The sequence below is a fragment of the Dactylosporangium sp. CA-052675 genome (genome assembly GCF_050947935.1).
In the GTDB taxonomy this organism is placed as follows: Bacteria; Actinomycetota; Actinomycetes; order Mycobacteriales; family Micromonosporaceae; genus Dactylosporangium.
In genome coordinates, this window is sequence record NZ_CP192010.1 from 4,830,994 (window position 1) to 4,849,418 (window position 18,425).

The 18,425-nt window shown below is 74.2% G+C and carries 18 protein-coding genes; 12 read left to right on the forward strand and 6 right to left on the reverse strand.

What is annotated here, in order from left to right; all coding sequences use genetic code 11:
- Positions 1 to 69 precede the first annotated feature (69 nt).
- Positions 70 to 804 carry a cobalt transporter gene (locus ACQP1P_RS22240; protein ID WP_433089030.1) on the forward strand — a complete coding sequence of 245 codons (735 nt, stop codon included), beginning with the start codon at positions 70 to 72 and terminating at the stop codon, positions 802 to 804.
- A gap of 103 nt (positions 805 to 907) precedes the next feature.
- Here the strand turns inward: ACQP1P_RS22240 and ACQP1P_RS22245 are convergent, their stop codons facing one another.
- Complete coding sequence (locus ACQP1P_RS22245; protein WP_433089032.1) at positions 908 to 1,729, reverse strand: TetR family transcriptional regulator; 822 nt, start codon at positions 1,727 to 1,729, stop codon at positions 908 to 910.
- Positions 1,730 to 1,823: 94 nt separating this feature from the next.
- Between ACQP1P_RS22245 and ACQP1P_RS22250 the strand changes: the two genes are divergently transcribed.
- The 5 genes from ACQP1P_RS22250 (at position 1,824) to ACQP1P_RS22270 (ending at position 7,499) form a co-directional block, all read left to right on the forward strand.
- The gene (locus ACQP1P_RS22250; protein ID WP_433089033.1) at positions 1,824 to 2,861 is read left to right on the forward strand and encodes a phosphotransferase family protein; all 1,038 of its coding nucleotides are present in this window, start codon (positions 1,824 to 1,826) and stop codon (positions 2,859 to 2,861) included.
- Positions 2,861 to 4,066 carry an acyl-CoA dehydrogenase family protein gene (locus ACQP1P_RS22255; protein WP_433089035.1) on the forward strand — a complete coding sequence of 402 codons (1,206 nt, stop codon included), beginning with the start codon at positions 2,861 to 2,863 and terminating at the stop codon, positions 4,064 to 4,066. The genes ACQP1P_RS22250 and ACQP1P_RS22255 overlap by 1 nt, the downstream gene beginning before the upstream one ends.
- A 29-nt stretch (positions 4,067 to 4,095) precedes the next feature.
- On the forward strand, positions 4,096 to 4,848 hold the full coding sequence (locus ACQP1P_RS22260; RefSeq protein WP_433089037.1) for an SDR family oxidoreductase: 753 nt from the start codon (positions 4,096 to 4,098) through the stop codon (positions 4,846 to 4,848).
- A 220-nt stretch (positions 4,849 to 5,068) separates the two neighbouring features.
- Positions 5,069 to 7,000 (forward strand): cytochrome c oxidase assembly protein, encoded by a 1,932-nt coding sequence (locus ACQP1P_RS22265; RefSeq protein WP_433089039.1) that lies wholly within the window; start codon positions 5,069 to 5,071, stop codon positions 6,998 to 7,000.
- A gap of 46 nt (positions 7,001 to 7,046) precedes the next feature.
- On the forward strand, positions 7,047 to 7,499 hold the full coding sequence (locus ACQP1P_RS22270) for a hypothetical protein (protein ID WP_433089041.1): 453 nt from the start codon (positions 7,047 to 7,049) through the stop codon (positions 7,497 to 7,499).
- On the opposite strand, the gene ACQP1P_RS22275 is transcribed toward ACQP1P_RS22270, so the two are convergent.
- A complete protein-coding gene (locus ACQP1P_RS22275; protein ID WP_433089042.1) occupies positions 7,472 to 8,071 on the reverse strand; it encodes a copper resistance CopC family protein in 600 nt (199 codons plus the stop codon). The genes ACQP1P_RS22270 and ACQP1P_RS22275 overlap by 28 nt on opposite strands.
- Positions 8,072 to 8,139: 68 nt before the next feature.
- Between ACQP1P_RS22275 and ACQP1P_RS22280 the strand changes: the two genes are divergently transcribed.
- From ACQP1P_RS22280 to ACQP1P_RS22300, 5 genes are all read left to right on the forward strand, one after another.
- Positions 8,140 to 8,628 carry a copper chaperone PCu(A)C gene (locus ACQP1P_RS22280; RefSeq protein WP_433089043.1) on the forward strand — a complete coding sequence of 163 codons (489 nt, stop codon included), beginning with the start codon at positions 8,140 to 8,142 and terminating at the stop codon, positions 8,626 to 8,628.
- Position 8,629: 1 nt separating this feature from the next.
- Entirely contained in the window at positions 8,630 to 9,823 is a 1,194-nt protein-coding gene (locus tag ACQP1P_RS22285; protein ID WP_433089045.1) for a Dyp-type peroxidase, read from the forward strand.
- Positions 9,824 to 10,131: 308 nt separating this feature from the next.
- The gene (locus tag ACQP1P_RS22290) at positions 10,132 to 11,391 is read left to right on the forward strand and encodes an MFS transporter (protein ID WP_433089047.1); all 1,260 of its coding nucleotides are present in this window, start codon (positions 10,132 to 10,134) and stop codon (positions 11,389 to 11,391) included.
- A 6-nt stretch (positions 11,392 to 11,397) separates the two neighbouring features.
- Positions 11,398 to 13,590 carry a glycoside hydrolase family 3 N-terminal domain-containing protein gene (locus tag ACQP1P_RS22295; RefSeq protein WP_433089048.1) on the forward strand — a complete coding sequence of 731 codons (2,193 nt, stop codon included), beginning with the start codon at positions 11,398 to 11,400 and terminating at the stop codon, positions 13,588 to 13,590.
- Positions 13,591 to 13,685: 95 nt separating this feature from the next.
- Positions 13,686 to 13,958, forward strand: coding sequence for a GlsB/YeaQ/YmgE family stress response membrane protein (locus ACQP1P_RS22300; RefSeq protein WP_433089050.1), 273 nt, complete (start codon positions 13,686 to 13,688; stop codon positions 13,956 to 13,958).
- 70 nt (positions 13,959 to 14,028) lie between these two features.
- On the opposite strand, the gene ACQP1P_RS22305 is transcribed toward ACQP1P_RS22300, so the two are convergent.
- The 3 genes from ACQP1P_RS22305 to ACQP1P_RS22315 all read right to left on the reverse strand — a co-directional run bounded on the left by ACQP1P_RS22305 (position 14,029) and on the right by ACQP1P_RS22315 (position 16,174).
- Entirely contained in the window at positions 14,029 to 15,066 is a 1,038-nt protein-coding gene (locus ACQP1P_RS22305; protein WP_433089052.1) for a hypothetical protein, read from the reverse strand.
- Between the two features lie 107 nt (positions 15,067 to 15,173).
- A complete protein-coding gene (locus tag ACQP1P_RS22310) occupies positions 15,174 to 15,485 on the reverse strand; it encodes an AzlD domain-containing protein (protein WP_433090079.1) in 312 nt (103 codons plus the stop codon).
- Between the two features lie 5 nt (positions 15,486 to 15,490).
- Positions 15,491 to 16,174, reverse strand: coding sequence for an AzlC family ABC transporter permease (locus tag ACQP1P_RS22315; protein ID WP_433089054.1), 684 nt, complete (start codon positions 16,172 to 16,174; stop codon positions 15,491 to 15,493).
- A 62-nt stretch (positions 16,175 to 16,236) separates the two neighbouring features.
- Here ACQP1P_RS22315 and ACQP1P_RS22320 point away from each other — a divergent pair, with 62 nt between their 5' ends.
- A complete protein-coding gene (locus tag ACQP1P_RS22320; RefSeq protein ID WP_433089056.1) occupies positions 16,237 to 16,761 on the forward strand; it encodes a CGNR zinc finger domain-containing protein in 525 nt (174 codons plus the stop codon).
- Between the two features lies 1 nt (position 16,762).
- On the opposite strand, the gene ACQP1P_RS22325 is transcribed toward ACQP1P_RS22320, so the two are convergent.
- A complete protein-coding gene (locus ACQP1P_RS22325) occupies positions 16,763 to 18,424 on the reverse strand; it encodes an ABC transporter family substrate-binding protein (RefSeq protein WP_433089058.1) in 1,662 nt (553 codons plus the stop codon).
- Position 18,425: the final 1 nt, after the last annotated feature.

Sequence of the window (18,425 nt, forward strand, 5' to 3'; positions counted from 1 at the left end):
TGGTGGGCCGGTGAAGAGTTCATCCGGGCGACCCCTGATGATCACCGGCCGCCGGAAGACTGGTCCGCCGTGCCCGACCTGTCCGACCGGCTGCAGGACCTGATCCACGCGCCCGGCATCGCCCCGCTCGCGTTCCTGCTCGCCTTCCTCGCCGGCGCCGGGCACGCCGTCGCCCCCGGGCACGGCAAGACGCTCGCCGCGGCCTACCTGGCGGGCTCCCGCGGCCGCATCCGCGACGCGGCCTGGCTCGGCGGCTCGGTCGCGGCCATGCACACCGTCTCGGTCCTCGTGATCGGCGTGGCCTGGACCTTCCTGTCGCTGTCCGGCGTGATCGGCATGGAGCGGCTCACCACCTGGCTGCAGGTCGCCGCGGGCGTGCTCGTCCTGGCCACCGGCCTCTGGATGCTCCGCCGCCACCTGCGCCACGCCCACGGGCACCACCACGGCCATGACCAGCACCACGACCACGACCACGGCAAACGCCCCGGCCTGGTGCTGCTCGGCATCTCCGGTGGCCTGACCCCGTCGCCGTCCGCGTTCCTCGTGCTGGCGACCGGGCTCTTCCTCGGCCGCGCCGGCTTCGCGCTGCTGCTGGTGCTCGCGTTCGGCATCGGCATGGCCGTGGTGCTCTTCGCCGTCGGCGCCCTCGCCGTGGCCGGCGCCTCGCTCGTGACGCGCAGCGCCGGCTCGGTCGCGGCCCTGCGCCGAGCGGGTCGCCTGGCCCCGATCCTCGCCGCGAGCGGCATCGCGCTGTTCGGCGCCGGGCTCGTCACCGTCAGCGCCGCCCACCTGATGGCCGCATAGTCACACGCCGGGCTCGTGGCATTGCGCGTCGGCCCGCGCGGTTCGCCGAGCCGGTCGGTTTGCCGGATCTGGTCCGCGGCCAGGACCCCGTCACGCGGCCCGGTCAGGCCGCCTCGGCCCCGATCATCCGCAGCGCCAGCCCGGCGTATTCGCGGGCGATCTCGGCCGGGCTCGTCGGGCCGGCGGGGTCGAACCACTGCGGCAGCGAGGTGCACATCGTGGCGATGGCCCGTCCGGTCTCCAGCGGCATGGCGGTGTGCGCCTCGCCGCGCTCGACGGCGTGGGTGATCTCCTGGTCGATGCGGTGCTGCACCGCGTCCCGCCGGGCCGCGACGCGGCCGCGGTCGGGCTCGTCGATGCTGCGCATCTCGCTGGCCCCGATAAAGGCCAGCTCGGGCCGCGACGTGTGGAACAGCGCGAGCGCCTCGACCAGGCGCGCCAGGCGGGTGAGGGGGCCGTCGGCGTCGGCGGCGGCCTCCCGGATGCGCCAGTCGATCTCGTCCATCGTGAGATCCAGGATGCGTACCAGGAGTGCCTGCTTGCTCTCGTAGTGGTGGTAGATGCCGGGGATGCTCATCCCGGCCCGGGCCGCGATCGTGCGCATGGTCGTGCCGTGGTAGCCGGCGCGGACGAACTCCTCGATCGCCGCGGCCAGCACCGGGTCGACCTCCGCGGGCCCGAAGACGCGCCAGGCCCCCGGGGCCTCGCAGGCCTGGGCGGCGGGAGCGTTGTGCAGCAGGAACCCGGCGGACACGTCCAGCGCCGCGGCGAGCTGGAGCAGGCGCCGCACCGAGACGCCGGTCCGGTCGTTCTCGATCGCGCTGATCGTCGCCGCGCTGACGCCGAGCCGGTCCGCCAGCGCGCGCACCGACAGCCCGCGGCGCCGGCGTGCCGCCCGCATCCGGGTTCCCAGCGTGACGGCCATGATGTTCAGAATACCTGAACAGCGAACAATCCCACACCCGCGTTCACCAAGAGAACCAATGGCCAGCACCGAGCGATCGTTCTATAGTGCTGCCGTGGACGTCACCGACCTGATCCGCCCGGGCCGACTGGGGCCCCTCCTCGCGGACGCGACCGGCGACGAGCGGTGGGCCCGCCTCGAGGCGCGGCTCATCACCGGCGGCAAGTCCAACCTCACCTTCGAGCTCACCAGCGCGGCCGGCTCGCTGATCCTGCGCCGGCCGCCGACGGGGCACCTGCTCCCGCGCGCGCACGACATGGGCCGCGAGGCGCGGGTGCAGCGGGCGCTGGCCGCGACCGGCGTGCCCGTGGCGGCGATCGTCCTCGAGCAGCGCGAGCCCGACCTGCTCGAGGTGCCCTTCTACGTGATGGAGAAGGTGCCGGGCGTCGTGATGACCGACGCCGCGCTGGAGGGGCACGTCCCCACCGCGGCCGAGCGGGTCGCCGTCACCGACGCGCTCGTCGACACCCTCGCCGTGCTCCACGAGGTCGGGCCCGAGGCGGTCGGGCTCGGCGACTACGGGCGGCCGCAGCAGTTCGTGGCCCGGCAGGTGCGCACCTGGACCCGGCAGTGGGAGTCCGCCAAGACGCACGACGTCGCGGCCGTGGACGCGCTCGCCGCGCGGCTGGCCGGGCATGAGTGGCCCGAGCCGCCGCGCGCCGCGATCGTCCACGGCGACTACCGGCTCGACAACTGCGTCTTCGACGCGGCGGACCCGTCGCGGATCAACGCCGTGCTGGACTGGGAGCTCTCCACCCTCGGCGACCCGCTCGCCGACCTGGCCATGACACTGTTCTACTGGGTGGAGCGCGGCGAGCCCCGGCTCAGCCTGACGCCGGGGCTGACCGCGGAGCCGGGCTTCCCCGGCCGCGCCTACGTCGCCGAGCGCTACGGGCGCGCCTCGGGCCGCGACCTGGACCAGCTGCACTGGTACGTCGCGTTCGCGCACTTCAAGTTCGCCGGAATCGCCCAGGGGATCGCCGCGCGCACCGCCGGCGGCCAGATGGCCGGGCAGGAGTTCGGCGATCTCGACGCCGAGATCGAAGGCATCGCGAGCCGCGGACTCGCCATCCTCGACGAAGGGAAGCCGTGATGGACTTCGAGCTGTCGGCCAAGGCCCGCGACGCGTGCGAGCGCATGTGGGACTTCATGAACGAGGAGATCCTCCCGGCCGAGCGGGAGTGGCACGAGCACCTGCGCGAGCACGGCGAGCACTCCTACCCGCCGGTCATGGAGCGGCTCAAGGCCTCGGCCCGCCGGCGCGGGCTGTGGAACCTGTTCCTGCCCAAGCTCAGCGGCATGACGAACCTGGAGTACGCCGCGGTGGCCGAGATCACCGGCTGGTCGCCGGTGATCGCGCCGGAGGCGATCAACTGCCAGGCGCCCGACACCGGCAACATGGAGACCCTGGAGCTCTTCGCCACCGAGCGGCAGCGCGAGCAGTGGCTCGAGCCGCTGCTCGCCGGCGAGATCCGCTCGGCGTTCGCGATGACCGAGCCGCAGGTCGCCTCCTCCGACGCCACTAACATCGAGCTGTCGATCGTGCGTGACGGGGACGAGTACGTCATCAACGGCCGCAAGTGGTGGATCACCGGCGTGGCGGACGAGCGCTGCAAGATCTTCATCGTCATGGGCAAGACCGACCCGCGGGCGGCCTCGCACCGGCAGCAGTCGATGGTGCTCGTGCCGCGCGACACGCCCGGCCTGCAGATCGTGCGCCACCTGCCGATCTTCGGCTACCAGGACCAGCACGGCCACTCCGAGCTCGCGTTCACCGACGTCCGCGTCCCCGTCGCCAACCGGCTGGGCGAGGAGGGCGACGGCTTCCTGATCTCGCAGGCGCGCCTCGGTCCCGGCCGCATCCACCACGCGATGCGGGCGATCGGCATGGCCGAGCGTGCCCTTGCCCTGATGGTGCGCCGCTGCAAGCAGCGGGTCGCGTTCGGCGCCGCCCTGGCCGACCAGGGGGTGGTGCAGGAGCTGCTCGCGAAGTCCCGCATCGAGATCGACCAGGTCCGGCTGTACGTCCAGCGCACCGCGTGGCTCATCGACCGGCACGGTGCCGGTGGTGCCCGCTCGGAGATCGCCGGCATCAAGGTCGCCGCGCCCGCGGTCGCGACGGCCGTCATCGACCGCGCGATCGAGGTCTTCGGGGCCGCGGGGGTGAGCGACGACTTCCCGCTCGCCTACTTCTACGCCTGGGCGCGGGTCCTGCGCATCGTCGACGGCCCCGATGCCGTGCACCGGCGCACCGTCGCGCGCGCCGAGCTCAAGCGCGAGTCCCCGGCCCGGCACTGAGGCCGGCCCACGGGTCAGGAGAGGCAGTCATGAGCGCAACCCACGCGGGCAAGGCGGCGATCGTCACCGGCGCCAGCCGCGGCATCGGCCTGGCGGTCGCCGAGCGGCTCGTCGCGGAGGGGGCGAGGGTCGTCATCACCGCGCGCAAGCCCGAGGCGCTCGCCGCGGCCGTGGCGAAGCTGGGCCCGGACAACGCCGCCTCCGTCGCCGGCGGCGCGGACGACCCGGCCTGCCAGGAGGAGGCCGTCGCCACGGCCGTGGAGCGGTACGGCCGCATCGACTACCTGGTCAACAACACCGGCATCAACCCGGCATACGGGTCGCTGCTCGACCTCGACCCGGCCGCCAGCGCCAAGATCTTTGGGGTCAACGTGATCGCCGCCCTGGAGTGGGTGAAGAAGGTCCACGCGGCCTGGATGGGGGCCAACGGCGGCGCGGTCGTGAACGTCGCGTCGGTGGCCGGGCTGCGCGCCGCTCCCAACATCGCGATGTACGGGGCGTCGAAGGCCGCCCTGATCCACCTCACCGAGGAGCTCGCCCACGAGCTCGGCCCGGCCATCCGGGTCAACGCCGTCGCCCCGGCGGTCGTGAAGACCCGCTTCGCCACGGCGCTCTTCGAGGGCCAGGAGGAGCAGGTGGTGCGCAACTACCCGCTCAAGCGCCTCGGCGCCCCCGAGGACATCGCCGGCGCGGTCAGCTTCCTGCTCTCCGCCGACGCCGCCTGGATCACGGGCCACACGCTGACCGTCGACGGCGGGCTCACCCTCGGCGGCGGCGTGTAGGTCGGCCGGCCGGCCGGTGGGTTGGTGCCCAGCGGACCAGGTCCGGCGCGAACACGGCGCCGGCGACCGCGACGAGGACGGCGGCGGTGCGCAGGCGCAAGGGGCGGCTGCTTGGACAACATCGCGGGAACTTCACGGACGGTCCCGCCGACCAATACAGTGATGTATCAGGCTAGAGCACTGTCCCGATATGACCATTAAGCGCGGTTTAAGCGTTTCCGTGGGGCTTGCCGCGCTGCTCGCGACCCTGGTCGTGGCCCTGCGCTGGGGCGGCGGCCTCACCGGCCGCGCCATCGTCGGCCTGCCCGACCCCGGCGCGCTCACGGCGTGGGGCCTGCCGCTGGCCCGGGCCGCGGCCGACGTGTGCGCCGTGGCGACCGTCGGCTTCACGGTGACGGCGGCCTTCCTGCTGCCCGGCGACGGGCGGCTGCTCGGCCCGGCGGCGTACCGGATGCTGCGCCGCGCGGGCTGGTGGGCGGCCGGCTGGGCCATCGCCTCCCTCGCGCTGCTGCCGCTGACGCTCTCGGACCTGCTCGGCCAGCCGGTGTCGCGGGTGACGTTCGCCGGGGTGCGCAGCCTCGCGTGGTCCGTCTCGCAGGGGCAGTCCGCCCTCGCGCAGGCGGTCCTCGCCGCCGCCGTGGCGGTCGCGGCCCGGCTCGTGCTCACGCGCACCGGCACGGCCGTCGTCGCCCTCGTCGCCGGGGCGGCCCTGGTGCCGCCGGCGCTGACCGGCCACTCCGCCGGAGCCGGCAACCATCAGCTCGCGGTCACGAGCCTGGCCGTGCACATCGTCGCCGCCGCGCTCTGGGTCGGTGGCCTCGCCGCGCTCGTCACGCTGCGCGGCGACACGGTGCTCGCCACCACCGTGCGCGGCTACAGCCGGCTGGCGCTGGGCTGCTGGGTCGCCGTCGCGGCCAGCGGATTCACCAACGCGGCGGTGCGGCTGGGAGCGTTCGGGGAGCTGTGGCACTCGCGCTACGGGCTGCTCGTCCTCGGCAAGGTGGCGGCGCTCGTCGCGGCCGGGGTCTTCGGGGCGGTACACCGGCGCGCAACGCCACCCGGCAACCTCCGGCGGCTCCTGGCCGGTGAGCTCATCCTGTTCGCCGCCACGCTCGGGCTCGCCGTCGCGCTGTCCCGCACGCCGACCCCGGTGCCGTCGAACCCGGTCGAGACCGACCCCGTCACCGACCTGCTGGGCTTCCCGGCCCCGCCCCCGCTGTCGGCCGCGCGGGTGTTCTGGCCGCCGCTGCTGGACGGGTTCTTTCTGGCGGCGGTCGTACTCGCCGTGGCCGCCTACCTCACCGGTGTGTGGCGCCTGCGCCGGGCCGGGCACCACTGGCCCGTCGCCCGCACCGCGAGCTTGCTCGGCGGCGTGGCCCTGCTCGCCGCGTTCACCGTGTCGGGGTTCGCCCGCTACGCCTACGTGCTGTTCTCCGCGCACATGGCCCAGCACCTGGTGCTCGCGATGCTCGTGCCGATCCTGCTCGTCGGCGGCGCCCCGGTCACCCTCGCCCTGCGCACCCTGCGCCCGCCCGCCGACCCCCGGGTCCGGGGCGCGCGCGACTGGCTGCTGCTGGTGCTGCACAGCCGGGTCCTGCGCCTGCTGTGCCATCCCGTCGTCGCCCTGGCGCAGTACGTCGTCGGCCTGTACGCGTTGTACTTCAGCGACCTGCTGGGCGTCCTCATGCGGTACCACGTCGGGCACCTGGCGATGCTCGTGCACTTCGTCCTGAGCGGGTACCTGTTCTTCTGGGTCCTCATCGGCGTCGACCCGGGGCGCCGGACGACCTCGCCGCCGATCCTGGTGCTCGTGCACTTCGCGGGCATGGCGTTCCACGCGTTCCTCGGCGTCGCGCTCATGCAGTCCCGGACCTTGATCGCGGCGGACTGGTACACCTCCGTGCACCCGGCCTGGGCGAGCGCCCTGCTCGACGACCAGCGGGTCGGCGCCGGGCTCGCGTGGGGCTTCGGCGAGATCCCCGCGGTCGCGATCCTGCTCCTGCTCGTCGTGCGCTGGATCCGTGCCGACGAGCGCGAGCAGCGCCGCCTCGACCGGGCCGCCGACCGCGCCGAGGAGACCGGCGAGGAGGACGAGCTCGCCCGGTACAACGCGTTCCTGCGCCGGGCCGCGGAAACCGCCGAGCGCCACTGAAAGGGTCGGACGGAACTTTCCCGGTCCGCCCGCCGACTAGGGGGATGTGTCAGTCGCCACCGATGTCTCGCCGCCCACCGGGGAGCTGCCACCCGGGCCCGCCGCCACGGGCCGCGCGTGGTCGCTCGTCCCGCTGCCGACCCGCCTGCACCGCTACGGCGGCGTCCTCGTCGCACCACCGCTGGCCGTCGCCGCCGTCACCGGCCTGCTGTTCGCGTTCAGCCCGCAGCGCGACCGGTTCGTCTACCGGCTGCTGCTCGGCGCGCTCGCGATCGGCCCGCTCTGCGTCATCACGTGGGGCTACCGCACGTGGTGGCAGCGCCGCCCGACGCGCGCCGACCGCCGCGCCCCGGCCGGCCCGCCGCCCGCCCGGGGCGCCTGGCGCGGGGTGCGCCCGCCGCTGCTCGTCGCCGGCGCGCTCGTCACCGCGGCGATCGGCCGGGCTCGGCCGGGCACTGCCGGCCTTCGGCGTCACGCTGCTGGCGTTCCTGCTCGCTGACGCCGACGCCGACGCCGCCGCGAGCCTGCGAATACGGCGCCGGCCAGCAGCGCGATGACGACGCCTCCGCCGACGATCCACGGCGTCGCGCCCGAGCCCCCGGCGGCGTCCGGCGCCGCGGACGGGGTGGCCGAGGGCGTCGCCGCCGCGGCCGGGGGTGTCGAGGGCGTCGCCGTCGCGGCCGGCACCCCGGAACCGGCCGGCGCCCCGGAACCGGAGACCGTGAAGGAGAACTGCCCCTCGATCGGATGACCGTCGGCGGAGACCGTGCGCCAGGCGACCCGCACCGCACCGTTCGGCAACGGCCTGAGCGGCTGGGTGAGGGTCCGGTCCGTGACGCGCGGCGCTCCGTCCACATAGGACGCACCGTCGGCGCCGGTCACCACGACCGTGCTGAACTGCTGCTGGACGCCGTCGCTGAAGGTCAGCGCGACGGCGTTGGGCGGTGTGCGCACCGCGGCCCCGTCGGCCGGATCGCTGGCCACGAGCCGGGAGTGCGCGAACGCGGGCGTCGCCGGGGCGAGCAGCACGAGCGCCGCGGCGACGAGGAGAACGCGAATGGTGCAACGCATGACGGGAACTTTAGGCCATGCCGCGGCGACTATCCCCGTGACTGTCCACACTGTACGAAGGATGTTCGATGTCGTTGCCGCTGCGCACGTTCGGCGCCGCCCTGCTGCTCACCCTCGCCGGGTGCGGGGCGTCCGCCACGCCTTCCACGGTCCCCGCGCAGCCCGCGCTCGCCGTGAAGGACCCCTGGGTGAAGACCGCGGACTCGGGCATGTCGGCCGCGTACGGCACCGTGCTGAACACCACCGGCAAGGACGTCACCATCGTGTCGGTCACGTCCACCGCCTCGCCGGTGATGGAGCTGCACGAGACCGCGATGGTCGACGGCAAGATGGCGATGAGGCCCAAGGATGGCGGCTTCACCATCCCGGCCAACGGCAGCCACGAGTTCAAGCCCGGCGGCGACCACTTCATGCTCATGGACGTGAAGACCCCGGTGAAGCCCGGCGACCAGGTCACCTTCACGCTCACCCTGCAGGGTGGCGACACCGTGCGGTTCACCGCCCTGGGCAAGGACTTCGCCGGCGGCAACGAGTCCTACCAGCCCGGGATGGGCTGACGTGCCGCACCGGGTCGCGCGCCGCGCCCTGCTCGCCGGCGGCGCGCTGACGCTGGCCGGGGCGGGCACGGCGGCGCTCGTGACGACCGCCGGGCCGAGCCCGTCCACAGTGGACTTCGGCGGCCAGGTCGTGCCCTTCCACGGCCCGCACCAGGCCGGCATCGAGACGCCCGCGCAGGCGCACGCCGCGTTCGTCGCGCTCGATGGCAAGCCCGGCACCGACCGCGCCGCGCTCGCACGGCTCATGCGCCTGCTCACGGACGACGCCGCCCGGCTTACCCGGGGCGCGCCGCCGCTCGCCGACGGGCAGCCGGAGCTCGCCGCCGTGCCCGCCCGGCTCACCGTCACGTTCGGCTTCGGGCCGGGCCTGTTCGACGCCGCCGGGCTGCTCGCGCAGCGGCCCGAGTCGCTGCGGCCGTTGCCCGCGTTCGGGATCGACCGGCTGCTGCCGCAGTGGTGCGGCGGGGACCTGCTGCTGCAGATCTGCGCCGACGACCCGGTCACCGTGTCCCACGCGCAGCGCATGCTCGTCAAGGACGCCCGCGCGTTCGCGACGGTGCGCTGGGTGCAGCGCGGCTTCCGGCGCGCTCGCGGCATGCAGGACGACGGGGTGACCCAGCGCAACGTGCTCGGCCAGGTCGACGGCACCGCCAATCCGGAGCCCGGCACCGACGTCTTCGCCGGGGCCGTGTGGACCGACGACGGGCCGCAGTGGCTGCGGGGCGGTGGCACGACGCTCGTGCTGCGCCGCATCCGGGCGGAGCTCGAGACGTGGGACGCGGCGGACACGGCGGGCAAGGAGTTCGCCGTCGGCCGCCGCCTCGCCGACGGCGCCCCGCTCACCGGCCGGCACGAGCACGACCCGCTGGACCTGCTGGCGAAGAACGCGATCGGCTTCCCGGTCATCTCCGAGTTCTCCCACGCGGCCCGGGCACACGTGCTCAGCGACCGGCAGCGCATCTTCCGCCGCCCGTACAACTACGACGAACCGCCGGCCGCGGACGGCAGCGCCGACGCCGGCCTCGTGTTCGCCTCGTTCCAGCGCGACATCGCCCGCCAGTTCCTGCCCATCCAGCGCAACCTCGCCGAGGCGGACCTGCTCAACGAGTGGATCACCCCGATCGGCTCGGCCGTGTTCGCGATCCCGCCCGGCTGCGAGGAGGGCGACTGGATCGGCCGGACCCTCCTCGGCTGACCACGCTTGCTGCGCTGCCGCGCTTGCTGCGCTGCCGCGCTTGCTGCGCTGCCGCGCTTGCTGCGCTGCCGCGCTTGCTGCGCTGCCGCGCTTGCTGCGCTGCCGCGCTTGCTGCGCTGCCGCGCTTGCTGCGCTGCCGCGCTTGCTGCGCTGCCGCGCTTGCTGCGCTGCCGCGCTGCGAGGCTTGCTGCGCCTGCTGCGCTGCGAAGCCTGCCGTGGTGCCGCGCTTGCTGCGGTGCCGCGCTGCCGCGCCGGCGGCGGCGCCGCGCCGGTGTGCATAGGCCGCGGGCGCCGGGGTAGCGCGCCGTGTGGTCCCGACCCAGCAAGAGCACCACTGGTTCGCCGAGCCGACGCGACCGGTCGGACGGCGGTACGTCGTCTGGCTGATCGTCGCCCAGTTCGTGTTCTACGTGGCGCTGCTCGGCCCCGCGATCGTCGGCATCGGCATCAAGGTGCAGCAGATCGTGCCGGACACCGAGAAGACCTCCGCGCTGGGGACCGTCGCCGGCTTCGGGGCGCTGTTCGCGGTCGTCGGCAACGTGCTCTTCGGCCGGCTCTCCGACCGCACCACGTCACGGTGGGGGCGGCGGCGGCCGTGGATCGTGGCCGGTACCGTCGTCATGACCCTGGCCCTGCTCGTCATGGCGCTCGGCCGCTCGGTCGCGGTCGTCACGGCCGGCTGGTGCCTGGCCCAGCTCGGCGCCAACGCGACCCTGGCCCCGTTCATCGCCACGCTCGCCGACCAGGTGCCGACCTTCCAGCGCGGCAGCGTCTCGGCGCTGCTCGGCATCGCCCAGAACGTCGGCATCCTCGGCGGCACCTACGTGGCCCAGCGCTTCCAGCACCAGATCGTGATCATGTTCGTGGCGCCGGCCGTGCTCTCGATCGGGGCCATGCTGGTCTTCGCCATCGTCCTGCCCGACCAGCGGCTGCGCATCCGGCCGCCGCCGGCGCCGATCAAGGACTGGTTCTGGGTGAACCCGGTCGAACACCGGGACTTCGCGCTCGCGTGGGCCTCGCGGTTCCTCATCACCCTGGCCACCTACATGTTCACCACGTTCCGGCTGTACTTCCTGCAGGACCGGGTCGGGCTGTCGGCCGGGGCCGCGCCCGCCGCCGTGACCGTCGGCGTGCTGATCTACACGATCGCCCTGATCGCGTGCGGCTGGATCGCCGGGCGGATCTCCGACCGCACCGGGCGCCGCAAGTTCCTCGTCGCCGGCTCGACGCTGCTGTTCGGCGCCGGCACCGCGGCGCTGTCCCACGTCACGACGCTCGGGCAGTTCTACGGCGTCGAGGCCGTGCTCGGCGTGGCCTCCGGCATCTACGTGGGGGTGGACCTGGCGCTCGTCGTCGACGTGCTGCCGAACCCGGACGACGCCGGCAAGGACCTCGGGGTGTTCAACATCGCCAATGCCCTGCCGCAGACCGTCGCGCCCGTGCTCGGCGCGGCGCTGCTGGCGCTGGGCAGTGCCACGAACCAGAATTACACCCTGCTGCTGTACAGCGCCGGTGCCGCGTCCCTCCTCGGCGCACTGGTCGTACTGCCGATCAGAAAGGTGAGGTAGGCCGCGATGACCGACGAGCGGATCGAGACGCTCCTGGCCGGCATGTCGCCGGAGGAGAAGGCCGGGCAGCTGACCCAGTACTTCTACTTCAAGCTCCCCGGCGAGGCCGATCCCGCGCTGGGCGTCGACGCCGCCGAGCAGCCGCTGGCGGCCGAGGCGGCGCTCGGGCGCGGCGGGGCCGGCTCGCTGCTGTTCGTCACCGACCCGGCCGAGGTCAACCGGCTCCAGCGGCTCGCGATCGACGGCAGCCGGCAGGGCATCCCGGTGCTGTTCGGCTTCGACGTCATCCACGGCCTGCGGACGATCTTCCCGGTGCCGATCGCGATGGCCGCCTCCTGGGACCCGGAGACGATCGAGCGCGGCCAGGCGATCGCGGGCCGGGAGGCGCGGGCCGTCGGCATCCACTGGACGTTCGCGCCGATGGTCGACATCACCCGCGACCCGCGCTGGGGCCGCATCATCGAGGGCGCCGGCGAGGACCCGTTCCTGGGCGCCGCCGTGGCCGCGGCGCAGGTCCGCGGCTTCCAGGGCGGCGGGATCATCGCCGGTCCCAAGCACTTCGCGGGGTACGGCGCCTCCCTGGGTGGCCGCGACTACGACGAGGCCAACATCTCCGAGTACGAGCTGTGGAACACCTACCTGCCCCCGTTCCGGGCCGCCGTGGAGGCCGGGGCGGGCAACATCATGACCGCGTACATGGACCTCAACGGCATCCCCGCCTCCGGCAGCCACTGGCTGCTGACCACGGTGCTGCGGGACACGTGGGGCTTCACCGGCTTCGTGGTCAGCGACGCCAACGCGGTCAAGAACCTGCAGACGCACGGGTTCGCCGCCGACCCGGCGGACGCGGCGGCCCGCGCGGTCATGGCCGGCGTCGACCTCGAGATGGCCGTGTCGGAGCCCGCCTACGACCACCTGCCGGCGGTCCCGGCGGCGCGGGACGCGATCGAGGCGAGCGTGCGGCGCATCCTGGAGGCGAAGCTGCGGCTCGGGCTGCTCGACGAGCCGTTCGTGGACGAGGACCGGGCCCGGCAGGTGCTGGCCGATCCGGAGCATCGGGTCGTGGCGCGCGAGGCGGCGCGGCGCAGTGCGGTACTGCTGAAGAACGACGGCGACCTCCTGCCGCTCGACCCCGGGGCGCTCGGCTCGATCGCCGTGCTCGGGCCGCTCGCCGACTCCCGGCGCGACACGCTCGGCCCGTGGGTGTTCGACTTCGACCTCGCCGAGACGGTCACGGTGCTCGACGGCATCCGGCGCGCGACCGGCGCCGAGGTCGCCTACGCCCAGGGCGTCCCCGTGGCCCAGCGCGAGTTCCCGTCGATGTTCGACCAGTTCGGCGGCAACCGCCCCGAGGACCCCGAGGGATTCGACGCCGACGCCGAGTTCGCCCGCGCCGTCGCGCTCGCCGGGTCCTCCGACGTCGCGATCGTGGTGCTGGGGGAGCACCAGAACATGATCGGCGAGGCCGCGTCGCGCTCGTCGCTGGACCTGCCGGGCCGCCAGCTGGACCTGCTGCGGGCGGTCGCGGCCACCGGCACGCCGACGGTCCTGCTGCTGATGAACGGCCGCCCGCTCGACCTGCGCTGGCCGGCCGAGCACGTGCCGGCGATCCTGGACGTCTGGTACCCCGGCAGCCAGGGCGGCAACGCCGTCGCCGACCTGCTCTTCGGCGCCGCGTCACCGGGCGGGAAGCTGCCCTTCACCTGGCCGCGCACGGTCGGCCAGGTGCCGATCCACTACGGGCACACGCGCTCGCACGAGCCGCAGAACCAGGGCCGCCGCTACTGGGACGAGGCGAGCACGCCCCTGTTCCCGTTCGGCCACGGCCTCAGCTACGGCCGGTTCGCCTACGAGAACCTGTTCGTCTCCGCCGGCACCGTCGCGCCGGACGCCGAGGTCACCGTGTCGGTCGACGTCACCAACACCGGGGCGCGGCCCGCGCCCGAGGTCGTGCAGCTGTATCTCCACCAGCGCCACGGCCGCGCCTCCCGCCCGGTCCGGGAGCTGAAGGGCTTCTCGCGGGTCGAGCTCGCGCCGGGGGAGACCCGCCGCGTGACGTTCACGATCGGGCCGCAGCAGCGGCGGTACTGGCACGCCGCCGTCCGCGACTGGGTGCTCGACACCACGACGTTCGACGTGTGGGTGGGTGGCAGCTCGGCCGCCGAGCTCGCCACGACCTTCGAGGTCCGCCCGGTGTGACGGCCGACACCCTGCGGGGGACGGCTCGGTTTGTGTTCCGCCCGGATCGGGAATAGACGTCGGCAAGGCAACACCCGGAACAATGGAGGCGTGACATGACTGTCGGCGGCATCATCTCCGCACTGGTCGTCGGCTTGATCATCGGCGCGTTGGGGCGCCTGGTCGTGCCCGGCAAGCAGAACATCCCGATCTGGCTCACCATCGTCATCGGCATCATCGCCGCGCTCATCGGCACGGCGATCGCCCGCGGTCTCGGCTGGGCCGACACCCCCGGTGTCGACTGGCTCGAGATCGTCATCCAGGTCGTGCTGGCCGCGATCGGCGTGTGGGCCGTCGCCGGTCTCTACGGTCGGCGCAGCGTTCGCTGACCCGACGACACCCGATGGCGCGGACCGGCTCCGGTCCGCGCCATCGCCGTGTTCCGGGGCCGGCGTCGGCTCAGGGTGCGGACCAGCCTCCGGTCGGCGGCGGGGGCGGGGCGGCGCCGGGATGGGGCGCCAGCACGACCGCGGTCGACCAGCCCGCCCACGGCGCCCACTGGTCGCGGCGCGCCTGTGACTCGGCGATGTAGCGCGCGGTGCGCGGGTCGCCCAGGCCCGCCAGGCCCAGCAGCGTCGCGACGATGCCGGCGGCGGTGAGCGCGTACGACGTGATCCCGATCCAGGCGGGCACGGCCTCGGCGCCGGCCAGGCGGCCCAGGGAGATGACCGTCGTCTCCGGGACCTGGCAGGCCGCGACGAGCTGGCCGACGAGCAGTCCGCCGGCGCCGATGCGGGCCATGCGGGCCATGCGGGCCGGCACGAGCCGGCCGTCGCGGGCGATGCCGGCGGCCGCCGCCGACCCGATGCCGCCGGCGGCCATGAGCAGGGCGACCAGGCCGAAGATCGCCAGCACGGCCGGCGTGCTCGTCACGAAGCTGTCGAGCACTAGCGCCGTGCCGAGCGAGCCGACGCCGAGCACGGCGCCCGCGCCCAGCAGCCACGGGCAGCGCCGCAGCGGGCCGGGGGCGCTCACCGGGGCCGGGGTGTCCGCCGGTGCGCGCCCGGCCGCCGGGAGGGCCAGGCAGATGGCGGTGGCCAGCAGCCCCAGCACCGCGACGCCCGTGGCCACGGCGCCGACCCACCGCGCGGGGCCGATCCAGACGTCGTACGCGGGCTGGTACATCAGCCCGTGGTACTCCAGCGACAGCCACAGCGTGAGCGGGACCCCGCCGTACGCGAGGCTGACCAGCACCGGCCGGGCGGCGGGGCGCCGGGCCGCGACCAGGCCGGCGGTCACCAGCAGCAGCGCCGCGAACGTGACGGCGGGGATGAGCCAGACGACGGCCTCGGCGGCGACCCCGGCGTGCAGGTACGGCTCGACGCGCGCGTGGTCCACGCCGGCCTCGAAGGCCCAGGCGAGCCAGGCGAGGCCGCCGAGCGCGGGCAGCACGGCGAGCAGGCCCACGATCAGGGGCACACGGGAGGCGCGAGGCACCGGCGCACGCTATCGGACCCCGGACGGCCAGCACAGATCCACTCGGACGAGGGGCCGGTCCACCGTCCGGCGGCGGGCGCGCGAGGCCGGTAGCTCCGGCGCGGCGCTCAGAGCACGGCAGCCAGCAGCAGGCGCAGTCCCGCGGTGCCCGCGACCGCGGCGGCGATGCAGGTCAGGTGGGAGCGGCCGAGCGCGCGCAGGGCGGCGGCGAGGCCGAGGCCGGGCAGCAGCGTCCAGTCGAAGTCGCGCCAGCCCGGACCGAGCACGTCGACGGCGAGCAGGGCGGCGAGGAGCACGACCGGCAGCGCGTCGGCCACGGCCTGCAGGCGGGGCGGGAAGGCGCGGCCGCCGAGCAGTGCCGGGCCGATCGCCTTGCAGAGCGCGTTGAGCAGGGCGAGGGCGACGGTCGCGACGATCATCGTGGTCACGGCCGGGGCTCCTCGACGGGGGCCGGGGACCGCAGGGCGAGCACGGCCGCGGTCCCCGCCAGGGCGAGGGCCACGCCGGAGGGCAGGAACCGGCAGGTGGCGGCGATGGCGGCCGCGACCGTGCCGGCCGGGGCCAGGCGCGGGCCCGCGCGCAGCGCGTCGAGGAGGAGCAGGCCGAAGAAGCCCGGGAAGATGACGTCGAGGCCGGTGGCCCGCAGCGCGGACCCGCCGGGCACGAGCACGGCGCCCAGGGCGGTGCCGAGGATCCACGCCGGCCACTGCACCAGGGTCGCGCCGAGCATGAGCCGCCGGTCGAGCCCGCCACCGGGGCGCTGGGCCGCGACCCACGAGCCGTCGACGACCGCCTGGCCCTGCACCGCCCGGCGCAGCGGGCCGCCCGGCAGGAAGCGCGCGGTGGCCGCGGCCATCGGCACGAACCGCAGGTTCATGAGCGCCGCGCCGGCGAGTGCCGGGCCGAGGCCGCCCCCGCCGGCGAGCGCGGTGACGAGCGCGAACTGGGCCGATCCGGAGAACACCACCGCCGACATGGCGATCGCCAGCCAGGCCGGCCAGCCGTGCGTCACCGCGAACGCGCCGAACCCGACCGCGAGCAGGCACGAGCCCGCGGCGAGCCCGGCGCCGACTCGCAGCCCCCGGGACCAGCCGCCATCGTTGTCCATGGACCCCTCATCTCCGATGCCCACATGGTCTAAACGCATTTAGGGCATGTAGCATGACGGGCGTGTATCAGTGGCGCTACCTCGGCGGGCACCTGGCGCTCGACCTGTGCAACACCGTGTCCTGGCGGCTGGACCCGGCGCGCACCGTCGACCGGCTCGGCACGGCCGCGCTGTTCGCCGACTGGTTCCGGACCGCGACCGGCCTGCGGGCCGAGGCGGACCACGGGATGCTGGACCGGGTGCGGCTCCTGCGCGACGAGACCATCCGGGTCGTCGACGCGCACCTCGCGGGAGAGCCGCCGGACCTCCGATTCGTCTACGACGCCTGGCGCGAGGCCCTGCACCACGCCCGCCCGTCCGAGCGGCTGCCGATCACCGTGACCGCCGACGAGCCGGTGCACCACCTCGCGCTCGCTGTGGCGGAGCTGCTGCACCGGCCCGACCTGTCGGCGCTGCGCCGGTGCGACGGCGAGGGCTGCGGGTGGCTGTTCCTGGACACCACCCGCAACCACAGCCGCCGCTGGTGCGACTCCGCGGACTGCGGCAACCGGGCCCGCGTGCGCGCCTACAGCCGCCGCCGGGCGTGACCTACCTGGTCCAGCCGGTGTCCACGTACTGCCGCTCGCTGCGCAGCCCGAACGCCCCGAAGTTCGCCAGCCCCGGGCGCACGGCCGAGATCTGCGGCGTCTGGAACAGCGGCACGGAGTGCCCGGCCTTCCACAGCAGCGCGTCGGCCTGGTTGAGCAGCTCCGCCGCCTTGCCCCGGTCCGTCTCCGCGCCCGCGCGGTCGAGCAGCCGGTCGATCTCCGGCGTGCCGACCCCGCCGTAGTTCTGGTCGCCGCCGGTGCGGTACACCGGGTCGAGCAGCGACGGGAACACGTTGTCGACCTGGCGGAACGAGGCCAGGTCGAAGGCGCCGACGTTGACGTACTTCGCGAAGTAGTCGTTCCCGGGCACCTTGCGCAGCTCGACGGTGATGCCCGCCTGGCCGAGCATGTTCTGCACGAGCTGCGGCAGGTCCGTGCTGCCGTTGCCGTTGACGACGTAGACGAGCTTGAGCGGCGCGCCGTCCTTGGCCCGGGTCCGGCCGTCGGCCGAGGCCTTCCAGCCGGCCTCGTCGAGCAGGCGCTTGGCCCGCTCGAGGTCGAACTTCCCGAACTCGCCGCTGGTGTCGCGGTACCCCTCCTGGCTCGGCATGAAGAAGTGGCTGCCGAGCGTGTTCACCTTGAACGGCAGCCCGGCGGACTGGGCCGCGGCGATCGCGCCTCGGTCCACCGCGTTCTGGACCGCCTGCCGGACCCGCTCGTCGGCGAGCGCCCCGGCGTGCCCGAGCGTCAGCTGCGTCTCGTCCCAGCGGCCGCCGGTGCGGATGACGGTGTTCGCCGCCCCGGCGAGGCGCTGGTAGGCCTCGGGCTGGCGGCCGGGCGCCTGGTCGATCTCGTTGTTGAGGTACGCCTCGGTGATCGCGGTGCTGTCCAGCGCCCGGTACACGATGGAGTCGAGCAGGGGCTTCGTGCCCCAGTACGACGGGTTCGGCACCATGGTGATCGTCTGGCTGGTCTTGTCGGCCGAGCCGATCTTCCACGGGCCGCCCCAGACCGGGATCTTCTCGATCCAGCCGGTGTTGAACTCCTCGGGCGTGTCGATCGCGCTGCCGGGCAGCAGCGGGTCGAAGAGCGTCTGCCAGTCGGCGTACGGCGTCTTGAAGGTCACCTTCACGGTGCGGTCGTCGGCTCCGCGCTCGACGTTCGCGATGGCGTCGTAGCCGGTCGTGCCCGAGAGCTGGAACCGCTGGTCGGAGCCGTTGCGGGTCTTCCAGTTGGTGGCGAAGTCCTGCCAGGTGATCGGCGTCGAGTCGCTCCAGGCGGCCTTGGGGTTCAGCTTGTACGTCACGACCTGCGCGCCCCCGGAGGTGCTCACGTCCGCCGCTGCGAGCACGTCGGGGTTGGCCGCCGGCACCCCGTTGTCATCGGCGAACCACAGCTTCGGCTCGGCCAGCGCCAGGATCGACGAGCCGTCGCCCTGGGTGCCGTCGACCTGCCCGACGTTGTACTGCGTGATCCACTGCTGGATCGAGAGCTTCAGCGTGCCGCCCTGCCGCAGGCTCTCGCGCGGCTGCGGGTTGATGTCGGCGCTGCCGGTCTTCGGCGGCGTGCCCTGCTTGCCCGGCCCGCTGCCGCCGCCGCAGCCCGCGGTCAGCCCGACCCCGGCCAGCAGTGCCACGAGGCCCAGCGCCGTGGAGTTCCGCATC